14 protein-coding genes and 1 tRNA gene are annotated in these 19,885 nt (G+C 37.0%); 14 read left to right on the forward strand and 1 reads right to left on the reverse strand.

From position 1 onward, the window contains the following. Window positions 1-7 precede the first annotated feature (7 nt). The 6 genes from AB3I00_RS08940 to gor all read left to right on the forward strand — a co-directional run bounded on the left by AB3I00_RS08940 (window position 8) and on the right by gor (window position 7,059). Window positions 8-81, forward strand: a tRNA-Arg gene (locus tag AB3I00_RS08940). 135 nt (window positions 82-216) lie between these two features. After that, on the forward strand, window positions 217-684 hold the full coding sequence (locus tag AB3I00_RS08945) for a CtsR family transcriptional regulator (protein WP_002310600.1): 468 nt from the start codon (window positions 217-219) through the stop codon (window positions 682-684). A gap of 6 nt (window positions 685-690) precedes the next feature. After that, window positions 691-3,177, forward strand: a complete 2,487-nt coding sequence (locus tag AB3I00_RS08950) for an ATP-dependent Clp protease ATP-binding subunit (protein ID WP_024634745.1) — start codon at window positions 691-693, stop codon at window positions 3,175-3,177. Between the two features lie 220 nt (window positions 3,178-3,397). Further along, window positions 3,398-4,321: a peptidase U32 family protein gene (locus tag AB3I00_RS08955; protein WP_368025068.1), complete on the forward strand. Its 924-nt coding sequence runs from the start codon at window positions 3,398-3,400 to the stop codon at window positions 4,319-4,321. A gap of 5 nt (window positions 4,322-4,326) precedes the next feature. Next, window positions 4,327-5,580: a U32 family peptidase gene (locus AB3I00_RS08960; RefSeq protein WP_016629233.1), complete on the forward strand. Its 1,254-nt coding sequence runs from the start codon at window positions 4,327-4,329 to the stop codon at window positions 5,578-5,580. A gap of 132 nt (window positions 5,581-5,712) precedes the next feature. Continuing rightward, on the forward strand, window positions 5,713-7,059 hold the full coding sequence (gene gor / locus AB3I00_RS08965; protein ID WP_368025069.1) for a glutathione-disulfide reductase: 1,347 nt from the start codon (window positions 5,713-5,715) through the stop codon (window positions 7,057-7,059). 93 nt (window positions 7,060-7,152) lie between these two features. Here the strand turns inward: gor and AB3I00_RS08970 are convergent, their stop codons facing one another. After that, a complete protein-coding gene (locus AB3I00_RS08970; protein WP_368025070.1) occupies window positions 7,153-8,592 on the reverse strand; it encodes a helix-turn-helix domain-containing protein in 1,440 nt (479 codons plus the stop codon). Between the two features lie 717 nt (window positions 8,593-9,309). On the opposite strand from AB3I00_RS08970, the gene AB3I00_RS08975 reads away from it, so the two are divergent. From AB3I00_RS08975 to AB3I00_RS09010, 8 genes are all read left to right on the forward strand, one after another. Beyond that, window positions 9,310-10,734 (forward strand): helix-turn-helix domain-containing protein, encoded by a 1,425-nt coding sequence (locus AB3I00_RS08975; protein ID WP_024634748.1) that lies wholly within the window; start codon window positions 9,310-9,312, stop codon window positions 10,732-10,734. Between the two features lie 98 nt (window positions 10,735-10,832). Continuing rightward, window positions 10,833-11,162 (forward strand): hypothetical protein, encoded by a 330-nt coding sequence (locus AB3I00_RS08980; protein ID WP_368025071.1) that lies wholly within the window; start codon window positions 10,833-10,835, stop codon window positions 11,160-11,162. A gap of 28 nt (window positions 11,163-11,190) precedes the next feature. Further along, on the forward strand, window positions 11,191-13,845 hold the full coding sequence (locus AB3I00_RS08985) for a hypothetical protein (protein WP_368025072.1): 2,655 nt from the start codon (window positions 11,191-11,193) through the stop codon (window positions 13,843-13,845). A gap of 34 nt (window positions 13,846-13,879) precedes the next feature. Beyond that, a complete protein-coding gene (locus AB3I00_RS08990) occupies window positions 13,880-15,787 on the forward strand; it encodes a VirD4-like conjugal transfer protein, CD1115 family (RefSeq protein ID WP_086286372.1) in 1,908 nt (635 codons plus the stop codon). 220 nt (window positions 15,788-16,007) lie between these two features. Next, entirely contained in the window at window positions 16,008-16,235 is a 228-nt protein-coding gene (locus AB3I00_RS08995; protein WP_002310588.1) for a hypothetical protein, read from the forward strand. A gap of 35 nt (window positions 16,236-16,270) precedes the next feature. Then, window positions 16,271-17,095, forward strand: a complete 825-nt coding sequence (locus tag AB3I00_RS09000) for a hypothetical protein (RefSeq protein ID WP_024634752.1) — start codon at window positions 16,271-16,273, stop codon at window positions 17,093-17,095. 9 nt (window positions 17,096-17,104) lie between these two features. Beyond that, window positions 17,105-17,512, forward strand: coding sequence for a PrgI family protein (locus tag AB3I00_RS09005; RefSeq protein ID WP_256924701.1), 408 nt, complete (start codon window positions 17,105-17,107; stop codon window positions 17,510-17,512). Continuing rightward, a complete protein-coding gene (locus tag AB3I00_RS09010) occupies window positions 17,509-19,857 on the forward strand; it encodes a VirB4-like conjugal transfer ATPase, CD1110 family (RefSeq protein WP_070770390.1) in 2,349 nt (782 codons plus the stop codon). The genes AB3I00_RS09005 and AB3I00_RS09010 overlap by 4 nt, the downstream gene beginning before the upstream one ends. The last annotated feature ends 28 nt before the right edge of the window (window positions 19,858-19,885 follow it).

The raw sequence follows: 19,885 nt of genomic DNA on the forward strand, positions 1-19,885 counted from the left end.
TAAATATGCGCCCATAGCTCAACTGGATAGAGTGTTTGACTACGGATCAAAAGGTTAGGGGTTCGACTCCTCTTGGGCGCGTCGATACGGAATAGTATATTCCGTATTTTTTTTTGTTGATTCTAAAGGATTTATTTAACAAAAAGCGTTCTTCTTTCTTTCTATTACCAAATTCGTTATAATTAAGGTCAATATTAGTCAAAGGGAATGAATAAGATGGCACATCAGAATACCTCGGATTTAATTGAATCATATATAAAGAAAATTCTGGAAAATAGTGAAATGATCGAGATTCGAAGGATTGAAATGGCAGACCTCTTTAACTGTGTTCCTTCTCAAATCAATTATGTGATTAATACCCGTTTTACCATCCAACGCGGTTATTTAGTAGAGAGCAAACGCGGGGGTGGCGGTTATATACGAATTGCGAAAGTAAGAATTTCAGATAAAAAACAGTTACTTGAGCAGATAAATCAGTTGTTTGATGATACAATCAGTGAGAAAAATGCTTTTGCTATTATTCAAAAACTTTATGAAGACCAAATAATTACAAAAAAAGAAGGAAACTTGATGTTAAGTGCAATTGCAAAAAACACATTGAATTTCAATGAATTTGAAGATCATACACGTGCTCGGATTCTCCGAGCATTTCTGGAACGTTTAAGTTATGAAGATGGGAAGTGAGATTAGATGGAAGAACTTTTTACTGAAAGAGCCCAAGCGGTATTAGAAATTGCACAAGAAGAAGCAAAACGATTGAAACATCAATCAGTTAGTTCAGAGCATGTTTTACTAGCATTAGTAGTTGAACAAAATGGAATTGCTGGAAAAGTATTACGTGAAATGGATTTGAATGAGACAGAAATTTATGAAGAAATTGAACATCTGATTGGTTATGGCGGTATCCGTTCTTACCCTAAAGGAGTCTTTCTTCCATATTCTCCAAGAATGAAACAAGTTTTTGCTTTAGCTAGCAGCGAAGTAAAGAAAACGGGTTCTCAAAAAGTTGGAACAGAACATATTTTGATGAGCTTATTAAAAGATGAAAGTATCATGGCTACTCGAATCATGATCAACTTAGGTATCAGCCTTTCAAAAGCCCGACAAGTTCTGAAACAAAAAATGGGACTAGCTGGTGATTCGGGTGGAAAGGGAATGAATCGTCGTAGAAATATACAAGATAAACGGCAAACACCGCAAGGAACACCTACACTGGATTCATTAGCACGCGATTTGACGAAATTAGCAAAAGAAAACAAGTTGGACCCAGTTGTTGGTCGTTCTAGAGAAGTCAAACGGCTTATTCAGATTCTTAGCCGACGGACAAAGAACAACCCTGTACTGGTGGGCGAACCTGGTGTAGGTAAAACAGCCATTGCTGAAGGACTAGCGCAAAAAATCATTTTAGGAGAAGTACCAGAAGACATGCAAGAAAAGCGCCTGATGATGCTTGATATGGGATCTTTGGTTGCTGGTACGAAATATCGCGGTGAATTTGAAGATCGAATGAAAAAAGTCATCGACGAAATCTATAATGATGGTCAAGTAATCTTATTCATTGATGAATTGCATACCTTGATTGGTGCAGGTGGAGCAGAAGGAGCAATTGATGCTTCGAATATCTTGAAGCCGGCGTTAGCTCGAGGAGAATTACAAACGATCGGAGCAACGACCCTAGATGAATATCAAAAATATATCGAAAAAGATTCTGCATTAGAGCGACGTTTTGCACGAATTCAAGTAGATGAACCAACTCCTGAAGAAGCGGAAGAGATTCTTCAAGGATTACGTTCAAGATATGAAGAGCACCACGGGGTAGAGATTACAGATGAAGCTGTGCGGGCAGCAGTGAATCTTTCTGTTCGTTATATCACTTCTCGTCAACTACCTGATAAAGCTATTGATTTGATTGATGAATCAGCAGCGAAAGTCCGTTTGGATCAAACCGATCACTTAACAAAATCAACTGTAATCAAATTAGAAATTGATGAATTAGTACAAGAAAAAGAAGCAGCAATCCAAAAACAAGACTTTGAAAATGCTGCGCAATTACGTAGACAAGAAAAAGCACTACGTAAAAAGCTACAAAAAGTTTCTGCAATCGAAGCAAAACAGGAACAAGGATATGCTGATCGTGTAACAGAAGAAGATGTTGCTACAGTTGTATCGGAGTGGACTGGTGTCCCTCTACAGCAGTTGGAGAAAAAAGAAAGTGAACGTTTGTTAGAATTGGAAGGTCTCCTGCATGAACGTGTGGTTGGTCAAGATGAGGCTGTCAAAGCAGTTTCACGCGCCATCCGTCGTGCACGAAGCGGCTTGAAAGATCCTGACCGTCCAATTGGGTCATTTATGTTCCTTGGACCAACTGGTGTCGGAAAAACAGAATTGGCCAAAGCACTTTCAGAAGTCATGTTTGGAAGCGAAGATGCCCTGATCCGTGTTGATATGTCAGAATTTATGGAAAAATACAGTACAAGCCGATTAATCGGATCTCCTCCAGGATACGTAGGGTATGATGAAGGTGGACAGTTGACAGAAAAAATTCGTCAAAAACCATATTCAGTGATTCTCTTAGACGAAGTGGAGAAAGCACATCCAGATGTTTTCAATTTACTTCTGCAAGTATTGGATGATGGTCATTTAACAGATTCTAAAGGTAGAAAAGTGGACTTTAGAAATACGATCATGATTATGACTTCAAATATCGGAGCGACACAAATCCGAGAAGAAAAAAATGTCGGATTTAATGTCCAAGATGTCACGAAAGATCACAAAGCCATGCAAAAACGTATCTTAGAAGAGTTAAAGAAAGCTTTCCGACCTGAATTCTTGAATCGAATTGATGAGACTGTCGTCTTCCATTCATTGAGTAAAGATGAAATCCATACAATCGTCCAAATCATGAGTAAAGCGATTATCAAGCGATTGAAAGAACAAGATATTCAAGTGAAAATCACCCCATCTGCAATCGATGTGATCGGGAAAGCCGGATTTGATCCTGAATATGGTGCACGTCCAATCCGTCGCGCACTTCAAAAAGAAATTGAAGATCGATTGAGCGAGGCGTTGCTTGGCGGAGAGATTCGTTTAGGTGACCACGTAACAGTAGGTGCTTCAAAAGGAAAGATCACATTGAATGTTCGCGGACCTAAAAAGGAAACAGTAGGTTCCCTATAGGTACTTGGTCTAGGTAGCTGAATTTTTATAATAGTAAGACTTGATTAAGAGGTTGTGACAAGTTTTTTGTCACAATCTCTTTTTATATTTGGACAGAATATATCGAACTTTATTTTGACTTTTTGTGAAATAATTTTCAAAAATCCGACTTTAAATAGAAGAAGTATTGGAAAGTTTTTAGAGCTATGCTACTATTATGAAGTTGTAGGAGGAGGAAATTATGATCGAACTCATAACCACAGTAGAGACTATCAAACAAGCAGAACAGTTGCTTGCTGCAGGTGCAGACACACTATATTTCGGTGAAGAGCAATTTGGATTGCGTCTGCCTGCTTCATTTACACGAGAAGAACAGCGACAATTAGTAGAATTAGCACACAAGCATGGTAAAAAAGCAAATATTGCTGTAAATGGGATCATTCATCCTGAAAAAATGAAAAATGTACCTGAATATTTGGCTTTTTTAAAAGAAATAAACGTAGATGTGATCACAGTTGGTGATACAGGTATCATTTATACGATGAAAAAAAATCCTGAATTGCGTATACCGTATATTTATGATGCTGAAACATTAGTAACGAGTGCACGTCAAATCAATTTTTGGGCGAAAAAAGGCGCAGTTGGCGCAATACTTGCTCGTGAAGTTCCTTTTGAAGAGATGAAGGCGATGGAAGAAAAACTCGACATCCCTGTAGAAATCCTTGTGTATGGTGCTACATGCATCCATCAATCCAAACGTCCACTGCTACAGAATTACTATAACTATACGAAGCAAGACGAACAAAAAGATCGTGAAAGAGGTCTTTTTATCTCGGAACCTAAAAAAGAAGAGACACATTATTCTATTTATGAAGATAGTCATGGCACACATATTTTTGCCAGTAATGATCTAAATCTCTCGAATGAATTGAATGAACTTTATCAGCATCATTACCGTACATGGAAATTGGACGGGTTATTTACTCCAGGCGAAAATTTCGTGAATATCACTCAACTATTCGCCGAAGCAAAAAAACAAATTTTAGAAGGCAGCTGGGATCAAGCAAAAGCAGAAAAATTGACGAGCGAAATCAACAAATTACATCCTGAAAACCGTAAATTAGATACAGGATTCTTTTATATTGATCCTTCTGCTATCAAATAAGGAGTATGATGAATGAAATGACAGTAAAAAGAAAATTGAAACGTCCAGAAGTCTTAGCGCCAGCAGGAACACTGGAAAAGTTAAAAACAGCGATCCATTATGGAGCAGATGCAGTATATATTGGCGGAAATGCGTATGGTTTAAGAAGCCGTGCAGGCAATTTTACTTATGAAGAAATGGCTGAAGGGGTTGCTTTTGCAAAAGAACACGATGCAAAAGTGTACGTGGCTGCTAATATGGTCACCCATGAAGGAAATGAAGAAGGCGCTGGGGAATTTTTCCGCAGTCTGCGCGATGTCGGTATTTCTGCAGTGATCGTTTCTGATCCAGCTTTGATCGAAATTTGCGCGACAGAAGCTCCAGGTCTGCCGATCCATTTATCCACTCAAGCTTCAGCAACCAATTTTGAGACATTGGAATTCTGGAAAGAGGAAGGGTTGGAACGTGTCGTTTTAGCTCGTGAAGTTTCAATGGAGGAAGTGGCAGAGATCCGTAAAAATACGGATATCGAAATCGAAGCATTTATTCATGGAGCCATGTGTATCTCTTATTCTGGTCGCTGCACATTGTCCAACCATATGTCAATGCGGGATGCGAATCGTGGCGGATGCTCTCAATCTTGTCGCTGGAAATATGGATTGTTCGATATGCCTTTTGGTCAAGAACGAAATAGTTTGACTGATACAGGAGAAATTGAAGAAGAATTCTCGATGAGTGCAGTTGATATGTCCATGATCGAGCATATTCCAGAATTGATTGAAAACGGCGTAGACAGCTTCAAGATCGAAGGAAGAATGAAATCGATCCATTATGTATCTACAGTGTCAAACGTCTATAAAGCAGCTGTAGACAGCTATATGGAAGATCCTGAAAACTATGTCTGCAAACAAGAATGGATCGACGAGTTATGGAAAGTGGCACAACGAGAGTTAGCTACAGGCTTTTATTACAATACACCAACTGAAAACGAGCAATTATTTGGTGAACGTCGTAAAATCCCAGTATATAAATTTGTCGGTGAAGTATTATCTTATGATGAGGCAACACAGATTGCTACGATACGTCAGAGAAACTTATTCTCTGTGGGGGATGAAATCGAATTTTATGGTCCAGGATTCAGTCATTTCAGTCAAACAGTCGAAATCATGCATAATGAAGAAGGCGAATCCATTGACCGAGCACCAAATCCAATGATGGTTTTGACCATGCCAGTCGCACAACCAGTAAAACCTGGAGATATGATCCGGAAACGCAAATAAAGAAAAGCTGATACATCCTTGTTTCAAGCATCTTCGCATACAAAATCCAAGAAAAGTGTTACACTTGTTTTCTGTAGAAAAAGGATCGTTAAATAAAGGTTTTGATTGATCTCTTCAATAAGGAGGAACAAAATGCAAATATATGATTACATCGTAATTGGTGGCGGCTCTGGCGGTATTGCTTCAGCAAACAGAGCAGGGATGCATGGCGCAAAAGTTTTGCTGATTGAAGCAAATGAATTAGGCGGAACCTGTGTCAATGTCGGTTGTGTACCTAAAAAAGTCATGTGGCAAGCAAGTACGATTTTGGAAACAATTGAACGTGATGCTCCAAGTTACGGCATCCAAGCAGATTTAAAAAGTGTCGATTTCGCCGGTCTAGTAGAAAGACGAGAAAAATATATTGATTTTCTACACGGTGCTTACCAAAGAGGATTAGATAGCAATCATGTCGAGGCTATAAAAGGATATGCTACTTTTATCGATAGTCAAACGATCGAAGTAAACGGTGAAACTTATCATGCGCCTAAAATCTTGATTGCAACTGGAGGCCGTGCAAGCAAGATGAGCATTCCTGGTGGTGAGTACGCCATTGATTCAAATGGATTTTTTGAATTAAAGGAATTACCTAAGAGAGCAATTGTTTTAGGTGCTGGATACATCGCAGCTGAACTTTCAGGTGTATTTCGTGGTTTAGGTAGTGAAGTCATGTGGGCATACCGAAAAGAACGTCCACTTAGAACGTTTGATAACATGCTTTCGGACAATCTGATCCAAATGTACCAAGAAGCTGGGATCAAGACTTACGCACATCATATTGCTAAAGAAATCACTAAAAATGATGACGAATACACGGTGTTATTTGAAAATGGCGAAACCTTAACTGGCGATTGTGTCCTTTTTGCAGGCGGGCGTGTACCGAATACTGAAAATTTAGGTCTGGAAAATACAAATGTCGAATTGGACGAAAAAGGATTTATTAAAGTAGATAAATACCAAAACACAACGGATGAACATATTTTTGCGGTTGGTGATGTAATCGGTAAATTAGACTTGACTCCTGTTGCAATCGCAGCTGGCCGACGTTTGTCGGAACGTTTGTTTAATGGGAAGAAAGATTCTTATCTGGACTATAATCTTGTTCCGACAGTTGTCTTTACGCATCCACCAATTGCAACGATTGGATTGACAGAAGAAGAAGCATTGGAAAAATACGGAGAAAATGACCTGAAAGTTTATCGTTCACGCTTTACTCCAATGTACTTTGCTTTGAATGAATATCGTCAAAAATGCGAAATGAAATTGATTTGCGTCGGAAAAGAAGAAAAAATTGTCGGCTTGCATGCTATTGGTGTAGGTGTCGATGAAATGCTACAAGGTTTTGCTGTGGCTATCAAGATGGGCGCAACTAAAGAAGACTTTGATAATACAGTAGCCATCCATCCAACAGGAGCGGAAGAATTCGTAACGATGCGATAATTTAATACTAGCAGTTCCAGCAGCTTTTTATTGAATAAACCAATGTAAAACCAGAAAATCAGTATACTGATTTTCTGGTTTTTTGTTTTTTAACTATTTATGTAAGATTGCTTCGATATTTTCCCAAAACGAATAAGTAGGGAAGTTGGATATTTTGATCATCTTCGTATTCAGCTGGTTCCTATCTAAAGGAAAGTCAGTCAAAACCAAATCATATTGATTGATCAACCGATAGTTCAAATCAAAAAAGCTATCCTGATATTCTTTTATTTCTTTTATCTCAGGAAATTTTTTAGTTAACAATTCCTTATATAAGAAACAAACTTTCGGTTCTTGAGAAGAAAGGATCATGACTGTATATGTCTTTTTTTTTGGAATGATTCGATCAATAAGAGCTGGAGACAGCAAAACCAGTTCTTCCAGCAATTCTTCATATAATAGACGATTGGTTAGAATAAACGAATAATTTTCTTCCACCAATGCTTGTTCATAAAAAGAAAGAATGAGTGGATCCGATTTCAAGACGATCACAAAGAATTGTTTAAAGGAATTGGGTAGAAAAGGTAAAAACTCCTTCTTGAAAGAAATCAAATGATACAAGTAATTTAATTGCTGATCAGATAACATCGTATCAGTAGATAAAGAACGATAGAAATTTTGTGACAAGTTTCTTAATTTTTTGATTTCATGAGCTGGCGCCTTTACAGAAGCAAAATGGATCATTTGGCTGATTGGACGCAAAAGTTCACTAGCTGTTTCTTTAGTTAAATAGAAATGATAATTTTTCTCCATAACGGAGCAAAATGTAATGTTATTTTTCGTTCGCTCAAAAAATAAATCAATATCCATTTCGAGAGGTTGGCTTTTCAACTGATCGGATAATTTATGTTTCTTTCCGATCCGGATAATAGAAATCAAAAAATAATAAATCAAAAACAGCTGTTTGTGGCCAGATAGTTTGTTTAATGGAGGATAAAGTTTCATGTATCGTTTGATAGCTGCAGACAATATTTGGTAATGAGGAAGTTGATCCGGTGTATAGATCTCCTCAAATAAACTGCAGTAAAAAAAACGTATTTGTCTCTCCTCACCTTGAATATGTACATATGGAGTAGTGTGGATTCTAAAAAGAAATCCTCGCTTTTGAAAGGATTCATTCAGAAACATAATGATTCTGCGAATACTTGCTGTACTTAGAAATAACTGATCAGCTAGTTTAGCAATACAAGGTTCTTGCATCAAAATGATTTTCAACAATTGTATATGGCTTGAATGTTTTAAGATAGTACTCGTGATGCTTTCTAAATTATATTCACAAGTTAATCTCAAAGAAACTTTCTGATGCTCGTTGATATGAATAGATGCCGGAGAATGAACAAAATTAAATGCAGCAATATCAGATAAGAGTGTTTTTTTTGTTACAGCAATTTTCTTCGCTAAGTCTTCTAAATAAAATGAATCCATACTCAAAAGCATGGCTAATCTTAACTGTCTTTCTGATAATTTTTCAAGCATAGTTATATCTTCTGTCATATTTCCATCTGCGTTTTTTAAGAAATAATAGATAAAACGCTCCTTCACTTCCTTTCTTTTCGGTCGTTCTTAATTATTATCCCATGTTATAGAGAAAATTGATTCATTTGTATGTTTGTTCAACAATTTTAAGCAACAGGCAGAATAAACAGCAAAAACAGAATGCTTTTACCTCGTGTTTTTGTTAATTAAAATAACTAAATAACCATAAAATAAATAGTTTGATATTTTGTATTTTAGTTATTTTTAATTATGTATTTATAAATCCTTATTGTACTCTCTATATTTACAGTAAAAAAATAAAACATAAATAAAAAGCTTAGATAGAAATATCATGCTTATGTTCTTTAGATTATTGTTATTTAAAATAGCAAATATAACTACTAAATGAAAATTAAACCAACTATACTTTTAATTATTTTATATAAAATTGTTTTTTTATTTATATCTTCGAGGGTTGAAAATGATATTTCAAGGGAGTTGCTCTTCATTCGATTTTTTGTTTCCGAAAATAAAAGATCGTTTTCTTTTATTTTTTTGATACATACTCCCTTAGATATAGTTATTTATACTGTTTATCCAAAAATAATAATTATAACATACAAAAACAGTTTTTAAGAAACAGGTTTTCCAAAATAGAAAAAAAATAATACTAAATTCTAGCGTAAATAACTGTAGGATAGATTTAATAGCAAACGAGAAAAGGGGAAGTAAAAAATGGTAGGATTTTTGGAAAAACAACTAGAGAGACAAATCATGCTGATCTGCTTGTTAAGCATGGATATGGCTGAGATCAACGACCTTGCGGAAGAGCTAAAAGTGACGGATAAAACAATTATTGCAGATATTGATAATTTTAATTCTTCTTGTTTTCCTGCGTACATCGAGGTCAATCAGTATAAAGAAGTAACGTTGAAAATACCCAGTAACCTCAATTTAGATGATATTTTTATCAAGATCCTAAATAATTCTATCTATATAGAAGTCTTAAAATACATTCTGATTTCAGAACCGTCTTTAACTGAGATTTCAGCTAAATTATTTTTGAGTAAGACAAGTGTCAGGAGAATCATTACCAAAATAAATACGTACTTTTCAAAAGAAAGATTAGATATACAAATCATCTTAACCACCAGACTACAAATCATCGGTGATGAAATCTATATTCGCAAATTTTTCTCAAGTATGTTCAAAGAAATCTGCAAAGAAAAAGATCTTCCTTATTTTGAAATGATTTATAAAATGTTGAAACGCTGTTTGATCAAGCAAGGACGGGATGCTAGCTCTTCTAAAATCATTTATACAGTTTATTATATTTTTACTTCGATCATTCGAATCGGGAACGACCATCTGATTCCCAAAGAGGAACTGGCAGATCGGCCAGCTGTCGTTGACTCAATTATGGAAACGATCAAGAGCGATACCGTCTTCTGCACGCTTATCAATCAAAATTATAAATTTGTGATCAGTAGAGAAAATATAGAAAATATTTTGAGCCCATATCTCAGTCTGCTTTTTACCAATCCAGCTGAAACAGATGAGTATATGCTCAGAAGAGTAGAACTGTTTCTTAAACATTTCTATTATCTTTCCAATATCAATGAAACGGTCACACCTGAAAAGGTTTTGCATTTTACCAGTTTTATTACCTTTTATAAAGAATTGACTTTTTTCAAAGTCAGCTATGCAGATATCTTTTATAAGAAAATCCTGAAGAAAAAAGTCCAGATTTGGGAAGCTTATCAAAGTGCATTGATCATCTCTAACTTATCCTCTGTACGGAAAAATGAACTTTTGTTAAAAGAATTACTGTTGGAGCTGATTGTCTCTTCGAATGAATTACTGCATCGAGTGGAGCCAAAACTAAAAGAACGGTCTATTTTGTTATTAAGTTCACAAGAAATGGGACTTCCTATTTTATATAAGAACTTGATTTTGAATAAGTACCCTTCTTTTAAGAAAGTCGATATTTATGAAAAAGATGTTTTTTCTTTAGACTATACACTGATCAACCAATATGACCTAGTATTGACCGATGTGAATTTGAATTTGAATCGCATATCTTCTGCCATTCTGAAAATTTCTAAAGTACCGACGGATGCTTTCTGGCATAATTTGGAAACGTTTCTTCATTCCACATGAGAAAAGAGTTGCCAATAAATTATTATTTCGGAAAAAGTAGGTGTGGTATAGACAATTTTCAGCGTTAAGATAAAAATAAAAACACTGGAGGAACGAAAATGAAAGAGTTAATCGGTTTATTTTGTATTTTATCCTTTACGTTCAGAATATTGGCCTCAATGATCAAAGCATTGTATTACGTGGCAAGAACCCTTGTTTTATTACCAGTTGCAGGATACAAGTGTTACAAAGAATGCAAAGCCAACAAAAGAGAGAGTAATCTTTCAGCTATTTCATCTACATCATCAAGGGAAAGCAATAGACAATATGGGACTATTGCCAATCGGATATCAGATGCTTCCAAGGATGCAGACAAGACAAATAAGTTAAAAAACGAACCGATTTTACCCAAGAACAAGCAATTTGTCGTTAACCACAACAATATATAGAGTAAAAATCTGAGAGGAAGTAAAAAAGATGCTTACACCAATCAATCAAAAGTTATTTGAACTTCTGGAATATGACCTAAAAGACGAAAGATTTACAAAAGATCTGTCTATTATCGACAAAGAACAACGAAGTAAGACCACTAATATCGATATTGATATCAACGGGTTGAACGAATCCCTTTCAATAGCAATTAACAAAAAGTTCGAAACTCTAACGGAAGAAAAAAAGTTATATGGTTATCTTTCAGAGGAAAAGAAACTTCAAAGCATCATCAATAAGATAAATGAAAAGCCATTCGTTGAGTTGGAGCAAGAAAGAAAGACATTCGAGGAGAAGCTTGAAAAAGTCACTGGCCATCAAGAGAAGATCAAGCAAGAAAAAGGCACGGTTGTTTATACATCCGATCAAACGTTTAACACCGAAACCTATCAGAATGAGAAGCTGATTTTGTCTCGAATAAATGTGACAGAAAACAATCGTCTGATCGGCAACATAAATGATTCTATCCTAGCAGCTGAAAAAAGAGTAAACATACTAAGAGAGGAATCGAGGAAACTAAAAAACCATTTATCTCAAAATTTAGAGGTAATAGAACAGAAAATTAAAGAACTTAAACCTATGCTACTCCCAACACCTAAAGAAGAACGGCGAAAAAGTTGGGAAATAAATAACGATGTGGTAATTGTACAGCTCGAAAAACTAGAAAAAGAAAAAACAGTAATTGAATCACAAATCAAAACCATTGATGTTGCAACTTCACGAACTGTTCCTATCGCACAAGTAGAATTCTCCAAAGATCTGCCCAAAAAGGAAGATATCCCAAAAGAGCAGCCTAGCCAAATAGTCAAAGAAAGTGTACCTTTTCATCGAGCTGATAGTGAAAAGGTGCAGCCGAGGATTCCAGTGCCACCACCTATGCCACGTGATCCATTATGGCAGAGACAAGAAACACAAAAGTCAGAGAAAGCACCTCATCCTATTGAGCCGAACGTTATCATTCAAGAGCAACCTAGCCAAAAACGGGAAAATGGACCTCGTCCAAGAGCTGCTAGCGATCCTGGAGAGTCTCGGACAGACGTACCAGATAGTGGTAAAAAGACGCAAGATACACCTGAAAGAGACAAGAAAGAGGAGCCGGATAAATCAACTAAAGATGCTTTACATACAGCAATCGGCGAAAACTTAAAAGCTAGACAAGAACTGCTCCAAGTGACGATTGAAAAACAAAGAGAAATACTTGGTATCATTCCTAAAAAAGCAAAACATTTACCAGAATTAAATGCGATAGATAAGAAGATCCAAGAAAATGAAGCCGAACTCGCAAAACTGAAGACCCAGTTAGATGACCCTAAAACGTGGAAGCCCGAAATGATCCAACTGCCAAAGGGGCAATCCGCTACTGTTGAAAATATCAAAGCAGATACTGACAAGATCAAAACAGATATCGAAAAGATCAAAAGCATGGATATCAAAGATTTAAAAAAAGAACTATTCCCACATTCTAAAAAAATGCGTTGGCTCCGCCGAGCGTTGCATCTATGGCCTTTGGCGGCATACCCTTTATTTGTGAGTTGGGCAGTGATGATTTTACCAGCTCTGACGGTTAGTCTCTATGCGGCACCAGTTGCGATTACTGCTTTTTCTTTCTTTTGTGCCAGTTATTATGTCCCTAAATTGATCAATTATGCGAGGAAAAAAATAGCCAATCGACGCGAAGCTCAGAAAGATAAAGAAGAACTAAATAAAGGACTGACAAAAGAAAAAGAGCAGCCAGAAGTAACAAAAGAAGTAACAAAAGAAGCAGTCAAAGAAACAGAAAAAGAAGCAAAGAAAACAGATATAACGACAAATGAAAAAGGCAAAGAAACGCTTAAAGGAGAAAAAACGGCAGAACCAAGTCTAGAACCTTCCACGAAAAAAGATTGGAAAGCCAAAACGAAAGATTTCTTGAAGAACAATTGGAAGACACTAGCGATCATAGTAGGCGGAAGTACGTTGATTGCAGTAGCTTCTGTATTCCTCATGCCAATCATCGCACCAGGACTAGTTGGGGCCGGTATATTTACCCTTGGAACTGTAGCGTTGATGGGGACTTCTGTGGGTATCGGGGCGCAACTGATCGACAAATTTGGATTGAAAAAAGTAGAAAATCATTTGAATAAAAGAGAAGAGAAAAACTTTGATCAAAAATTAGAAAAAGCACTTCGTACATTTGACCTCTCGAATCAAAAAGAAGAGAAAGTGAAAGAGGTACAAGAAGTAACTAAAGATTCAAAAATGAAAGAAGCAAAAGAACAAGGCATCTCGTCAGATATTTCTCGAACAAGCCTAGTAGTTTCTCAGGATGCTTTAGGTGCCAAAAGAAGCTCAATAAGTTCTCAAAGTTCTCAAAGTTCTCTTGGATCCATAGACTCCAACTTGTTTGCATACTCAAAAGATAACCAACAAGTAAAAGAACCTAACAAAGTAATTCCTATAAATCAAAAATTGACAGAGAATAATCGAAATGCGTCTTCTCAAGTTTCACCAGTAACAGGGTCACGTCAATTTCAAGATTTAAAACAAGATGCAGTTGTTAGGGCAGGTAATCAAAACGGAAAAGATGATAGCAATAGAAACAGCCCAGCACGTACCAGAAGCAACAGTCAACCAACTCCAAAAAAGGAGCAGATAGTCCATTAAATGAAACAGAAGAAAAAATGAAAAGGAGAGTCATGTGAAAAATTCACGCTTTATAATTTTTAGCCTCCATCTATTGGTCTTTAGCATACTTTTTTATTTTGGAAATCGGATCGTCTTTCTGTTCTTAAGTGAAGGATTTGCTTCATTGGAGCTAGCAGATAGGATCATGGAAGCAATCAATCAGAGCTTTGCAGAAATAGCGGAATTCACCATCCATATCGAATTCGCACAAATGTCATTACTGTCAGGCTTTGTGTTTGGGATTGCTTATATATTGCTCGTTTTATATAAGACATTTGATAGTAAAAATACCAGACCAAACGAAGAATATGGAAGCGCGCGATGGGGGAAGCCTGGAGATATCAGACCATTTATCGATAAAAAGAAAGACTTCAATATCTTATTGACGAAAACAGAAAGTCTGTCTTTATCTGGTCGAATGAAGATCACAAAAAGAGACAACTTCAACCGTAATAAAAATATCGTCGTGGTAGGAGGAGCCGGAAGTGGTAAAACGCGGTTCTTTGTAAAACCTAATCTGATGCAGATGCATTCTTCCTATGTTGTCAGTGACTCCAAAGGATTGTTGTTGATGGAGACAGGAAAAATGTTTGAAGAAGCGGGGTATAAGATCAAGATTTTTGATTTGATCAACCGGAAAGCAACCGACTACTATAATCCTTTCAAATATCTCAGAAATGAAGATGATATCTTAAAGATCATCAACAACTTGATCAAGAATACAACTGATCCGGATAAAAAAGGTGGAGATGGATTCTGGGAAAAAGCAGAGACGGCTTTGCTGATGGCCATTTTTAGTTATCTGATCCAAGAGGTCGTGGAGGAAGATCGTACATTAGGAAGTGTGATCGAATTAGTCCGATTAGCTGATATTGATGAAGACGTACCAAACTTTGTCAGTCCGTTAGATGTTTTATTCCAAGAATTAGAAGAAAAGGACCCGCAGAATTTTGCTGTTGCACAATACAAAATCTTTAAATTATCGGCAGGAAAAACAACGAAAAGTATTTTAGTCAGCTTGGGGGTCCGTCTGGCACCATTTGACATACCAAGTGTCAGACAGCTTGTTTCCAAAGACACACTAGCATTGGATACGATTGGAGATCAGAAAACTATCTTGTATATCTTATTACCAGATACAGACACGAGTTTCAACTTTCTGGCCAGCATGATGTACCAGCAGTTATTTGACATGCTAGTTTACAAAGCAGACAACGAATACAAAGGACGGCTGCCTGTTCACGTACGCTGTATTCTTGATGAATTTGCCAATATCGGTCAGATCCCAGATTTTGAAAAAGTGATATCTGTTGTCCGAAGTCGGGAAATCTCGACAAGTGTGATCCTGCAAAATATCAGTCAGCTGAAAACATTGTATAAGAACACATGGGAAACAATCATCGGGACAAGCGATACCTTCTTGTACTTGGGAGGGATGGAACAAAGCACCCATGAATATATCTCTAAATTATTGGGTAAAGAAACGATCGAACAACGAAACATCAGTGTGACGAAGGGGGCAAATGGCTCATTCAATGAAAGTTTCCAAAAACTAGGAAGAAACCTGATGGACCCTGATGAAGTCGCAAGTTTGAAAGGTCAAGAATGTATTCTGAAAATTCGAGGAGCCCATCCGTTTCTATCTTCAAAATATGACATCACTAAACACAAGAATTATAAAAAACTCGGAGACGTCACAGAGAAATATATGTATACGCGAGATTTTTCCGAGCAAGAGGAGCAGTTGCTTCCTGGACAAGAGGAGTTGCCTTATGAGTCAGATGAACTGTTGCTCTCAGACTTTGACGAGACATTATACGAAGCAGATGACACGATTGATGAGGAAGCTGATTTGTATGATGAGTATCAAGAAGAACATGACGATAACTATGACGAGGAAGCCTTGAGAGAGACAGTTTGATTATGAGAGAGGTTGTGACAGAAGTGGTAAGCTTCAAGAAATAAGAAGGTACTTCTGGAACTCTTTCCTCATGTGAAAATGACTAAGAAAGGTGTTTTCTGAAACGTTCCAAAATTTTCTGAACTTAGAAATAACTGTGAGAGAGTAAGGGAAAATTTTAGCTATACTGAAATTAGGCTTTAAAAATAAAAATCAATTAGCAAAGGAGATTGTAATTATTATGGATTCAGGATTATTACAACAGGTATTTACATTAGTTTCACGTTTTACTTTAGTTGGAGGCGGTTTGTGGCTGATTTGGGGAACAATTATTTTGGCAGGTGCCTTAAAAGATAAAAATGGCCCTCAGCTACAGCAGGGAATTTGGCAAATTGTAGGTGGCGGTTTGATCTTAGTGGCTGCAGGCTGGTTTGCTACATCCTTTGATATGAGTTCTTTGTTGCCATGAGTTTGAATACAATGAGGATGATAGGAGTTTAGCGTATGCACACAGCGATAATGAGTCTCTTCAATCAGATTATTACTTATCTGAATGGAGATGATTTGCAAGCTATGTTGAGTCAGGATCTGCAGTCTTATATGTATGATGCATACAGTTTGGTTATGCGGCTGCAGCAACATGTAGTAGGACCGATTGCCTTATCAATATTGGCTATTTTTGTTCTTTTGGAGTTCCAGAAGATCTCAATGAAAGTAGAAGGGGCAGGTGGTGCCCCTATGCTTGGATTCGAGATGATTATGAAAGCACTGATTAAATTCGTGCTTTGTTACATAGTAATTTTAAGAATTCAAGACATACTAGATGGAATCATCATTATTACCAGCAACTTGACTGCCAGAGTGATCGAGATCGGAAATGATGGTGTACTGAATAATGTGGCAGATCGGGTAAGTTCAGCAGTCGCCGACCTCTCATGGTGGGAACAACTAGTTATTCTATTAGTCATGTGTATCATGTTTTTGGTTTCACTTGTTGTGCGAGTGTTGATCCAAGTGACGATCTATCTAAGATTCTTGGAACTTTATATTTTTTGTGCGATGGCACCAATCCCGATGGGGGCACTTCCAAACCAGGAATTTTCAGCAATGTCGAAAAGCTTTTTCAAGAATTTTGCGGCCACGGGACTACAAGCAACATTTATTGGCTTGGTCTTAGTTATCTATCCGCTTTTGTTTATAAAAATCATGGAAGAAGTCGGTAGCGGAATCTGGGGGATCATCATGGGATTGACCATTTATATGCTTGCTCTACTGCTTTCAATCAATAAAACAAAAGGATGGGCAAAAACATTGCTCTCTGCATCATAAGGAGGATTTATGGCTGTCGAAGTAAAAGTACCAAAAGATATCAAAGAATACAAAGAAAAAGTAATCGCTGGTATGACTTTAAAGCAGTTACTTTGCCTAAGTATCGCTGCTGGAGTAAATATCGTGATCAGTCTGATTTTCATCGCGTGGTTGAAGATCCCGATGGAAATCACCAGTTGGTTGATGATCCTTTCATCGATACCAATCGTTTCGTTTGGCTGGTTCAAGCGCAATGGATTGACTTTTGAAGTATATATCAAACAGTTCTTCAAGTACCATTTTTCACCCGGTGTGAGGCTGAAGCAGGAGACGAAAATGGGAGAGAAAAGCAAAAAAGAAGAGAAAGAACAAACTGGAGAAGCAAATATAGAAGCAAATATAGAAGCAAATAAAGATCTAGGCGGACAAGAAACATGATGAAGTTGAAGTCACTTACTCAAACGAGGAAATTAAAGAAAAAATTGAAGAACAATGAACCAAAAACACAAAAAGGCGGGAAGAAAACAAAAGAAATAAAAGAGACAGATCCTTTGCGAGCTACTTTTACGTTTCAGGAAATCTATCCTAGTGGCATTTGTCAAATCGACGAGATTACCTTTTCTACAACGATTGAATTAGAAGATATCAATTACCAGTTATCTTCAGAAGAACATCAAATCGAGATTTTTTCTCAATACTGTGATTTTCTGAATTCTTTAAGTAGTAAAACCAAGTTGCAACTGACAGTTTATAAAAAGAAACGTCCTTTGGCAGACTTGCAAAAAGTCCTTTACTATCAGGAAAAAGGTGATTTTTTAGATGACTATCGATCAGAAATGAATGAAGTCATCTCTAGAAAATTGGACGAAGAAAAAAATGGGTATCGAAAATGTATTTTGTTCACTTTTGTCCAGAAACATACAAGGATAGAACATGCAGAAAAAGAATTAGAAATGGTGGCTGATCGCTTTGCAATGTTTGCCAGTCGATTAGGAAGCAAGATCAAGCGCATCGAAAAAACAGAATTATTGACAATCCTCTCAGAGATTTTAGGGACAGATGACAAAAGAGAAAAGCAAAGGGTCGAAGATGTATTGCCAGAAGTCATTGAGATAAAAGAAAACAAAAACTATCTAAAAGTAGATACGCATTATGCAAAAACGATTTATCTCCAAGAATATCCATCTGAATTAGCTGATACATTTTTATATGAACTACTGGAGATCCCTAAAGAATTAGTGATCACTCTTCATATCGACCCGTTAGAACAAGATGAAGCTTTTGATTTGGTAAAAACAAAGCTAGCCTTTATGGAACAGCAAAAAGTCGATGAACAAAAAAAGGCACTGCAAAACGGATATGATTACGAAATGCTTTCTTATGACCTTTCGTATTCATTAACAGAAGCAAAAGGCTTGGTAGATGATTTGCAAAATAGAGGTCAGAAGCTTTATGCGATGACAAGCTCGATTCATTTTCGGGCAGGAACAACCCAACAGCTGGCGGAGATCCAAGACGAAGTGAATGCAGTAGGACGTCGTTTTGGATTCAAGATCATTGAATTAGAATTTATGCAGGAGAATGGACTAAATGCGACACTCCCGCTAGGAATAAATTCGATACCGCTAGATCGTACGCTATCAACAGCCAGTACAGCGATTTTTATTCCTTTTACGATCTCTGATTTGATCCAAGAAAACGGGAAATATTATGGAGTGAATGCTATTTCCAAAAATATACTCTCACTAGACAGAAAGCTATTGAAAGCTCCTAACGGCTTTGTGCTAGGTACACCAGGGTCAGGAAAAAGTTTCTCAGTCAAGCGTGAGATCGTGAATGTCTTACTGCGAGATGCAGAAGATGAAGTCATTATTATTGATCCAGAGCGGGAGTATTCGGTCATCGGTCAGAATTTCAATGGTGAGATCATCAAAATATCCAGTGATTCTGCAACGACTATCAACCCCATGGACATCAATGACAATTATGGAGATGATACTGATCCGGTTGTATTAAAATCAGAATTTTTGATTTCTCTTTTCGACTTGATCATTGGAGGGGCTCTAGGCTTGAGTTCAACACAAAAAACGTTAATCGACCGAGTCTGTCGTAGAACGTATGAATTAATGAGCGGTGATACACCCACTTTTGTGGATTTCTATAACATATTGAAAGAGCAGGAAGAAGAGGAAGCGAGACAGCTAGTCATGGATTTGGAGATTTATATTGAAGGAAGCTTATCGGTATTTTCTGCAAAAACCAATGTGGATATAACCAAACGTCTTGTGATTTACGATATCAAAGACTTAGGGAAACAATTAAAGACAATGGGGATGCTGATTGTTTTAGACCAAGTATGGAATCGAATCACGGAAAACAGGGAACGTGGTGTACGTACGTGGCTGTATATCGATGAAATGCAGTTATTGTTCACCAATGAATACTCTGAAAATTATTTCTTTGAATTATGGAGCCGGGCAAGAAAATGGGGGGCCATTCCAACAGGGATTACTCAGAACGTGGAGACATTGCTGCTATCGGATCTTGCACGAAGAATGCTGTCTAACAGTGACTTCGTTATGATGCTCAATCAGGCTAAATCAGACAGGACGCAGCTCGTTCGATTATTCGATATCTCGGAAGAACAGGAGAAATACGTAGTCAATTCTCCAGAAGGCTATGGATTAATGGTATTTGGGGATACCACTCTCCCGTTTTATGATCATTTTCCGAAAGATACGAAGCTGTACAAAATGATGTCGACCAAGCCTGGAGAAACATAATAAAGCAAAAACAAGCAGAAAGGATATG

Origin of the sequence: Enterococcus sp. C76 (genome assembly GCF_040886985.1) — a bacterium.
GTDB lineage: Bacteria > Bacillota > Bacilli > Lactobacillales > Enterococcaceae > Enterococcus_B > Enterococcus_B lactis.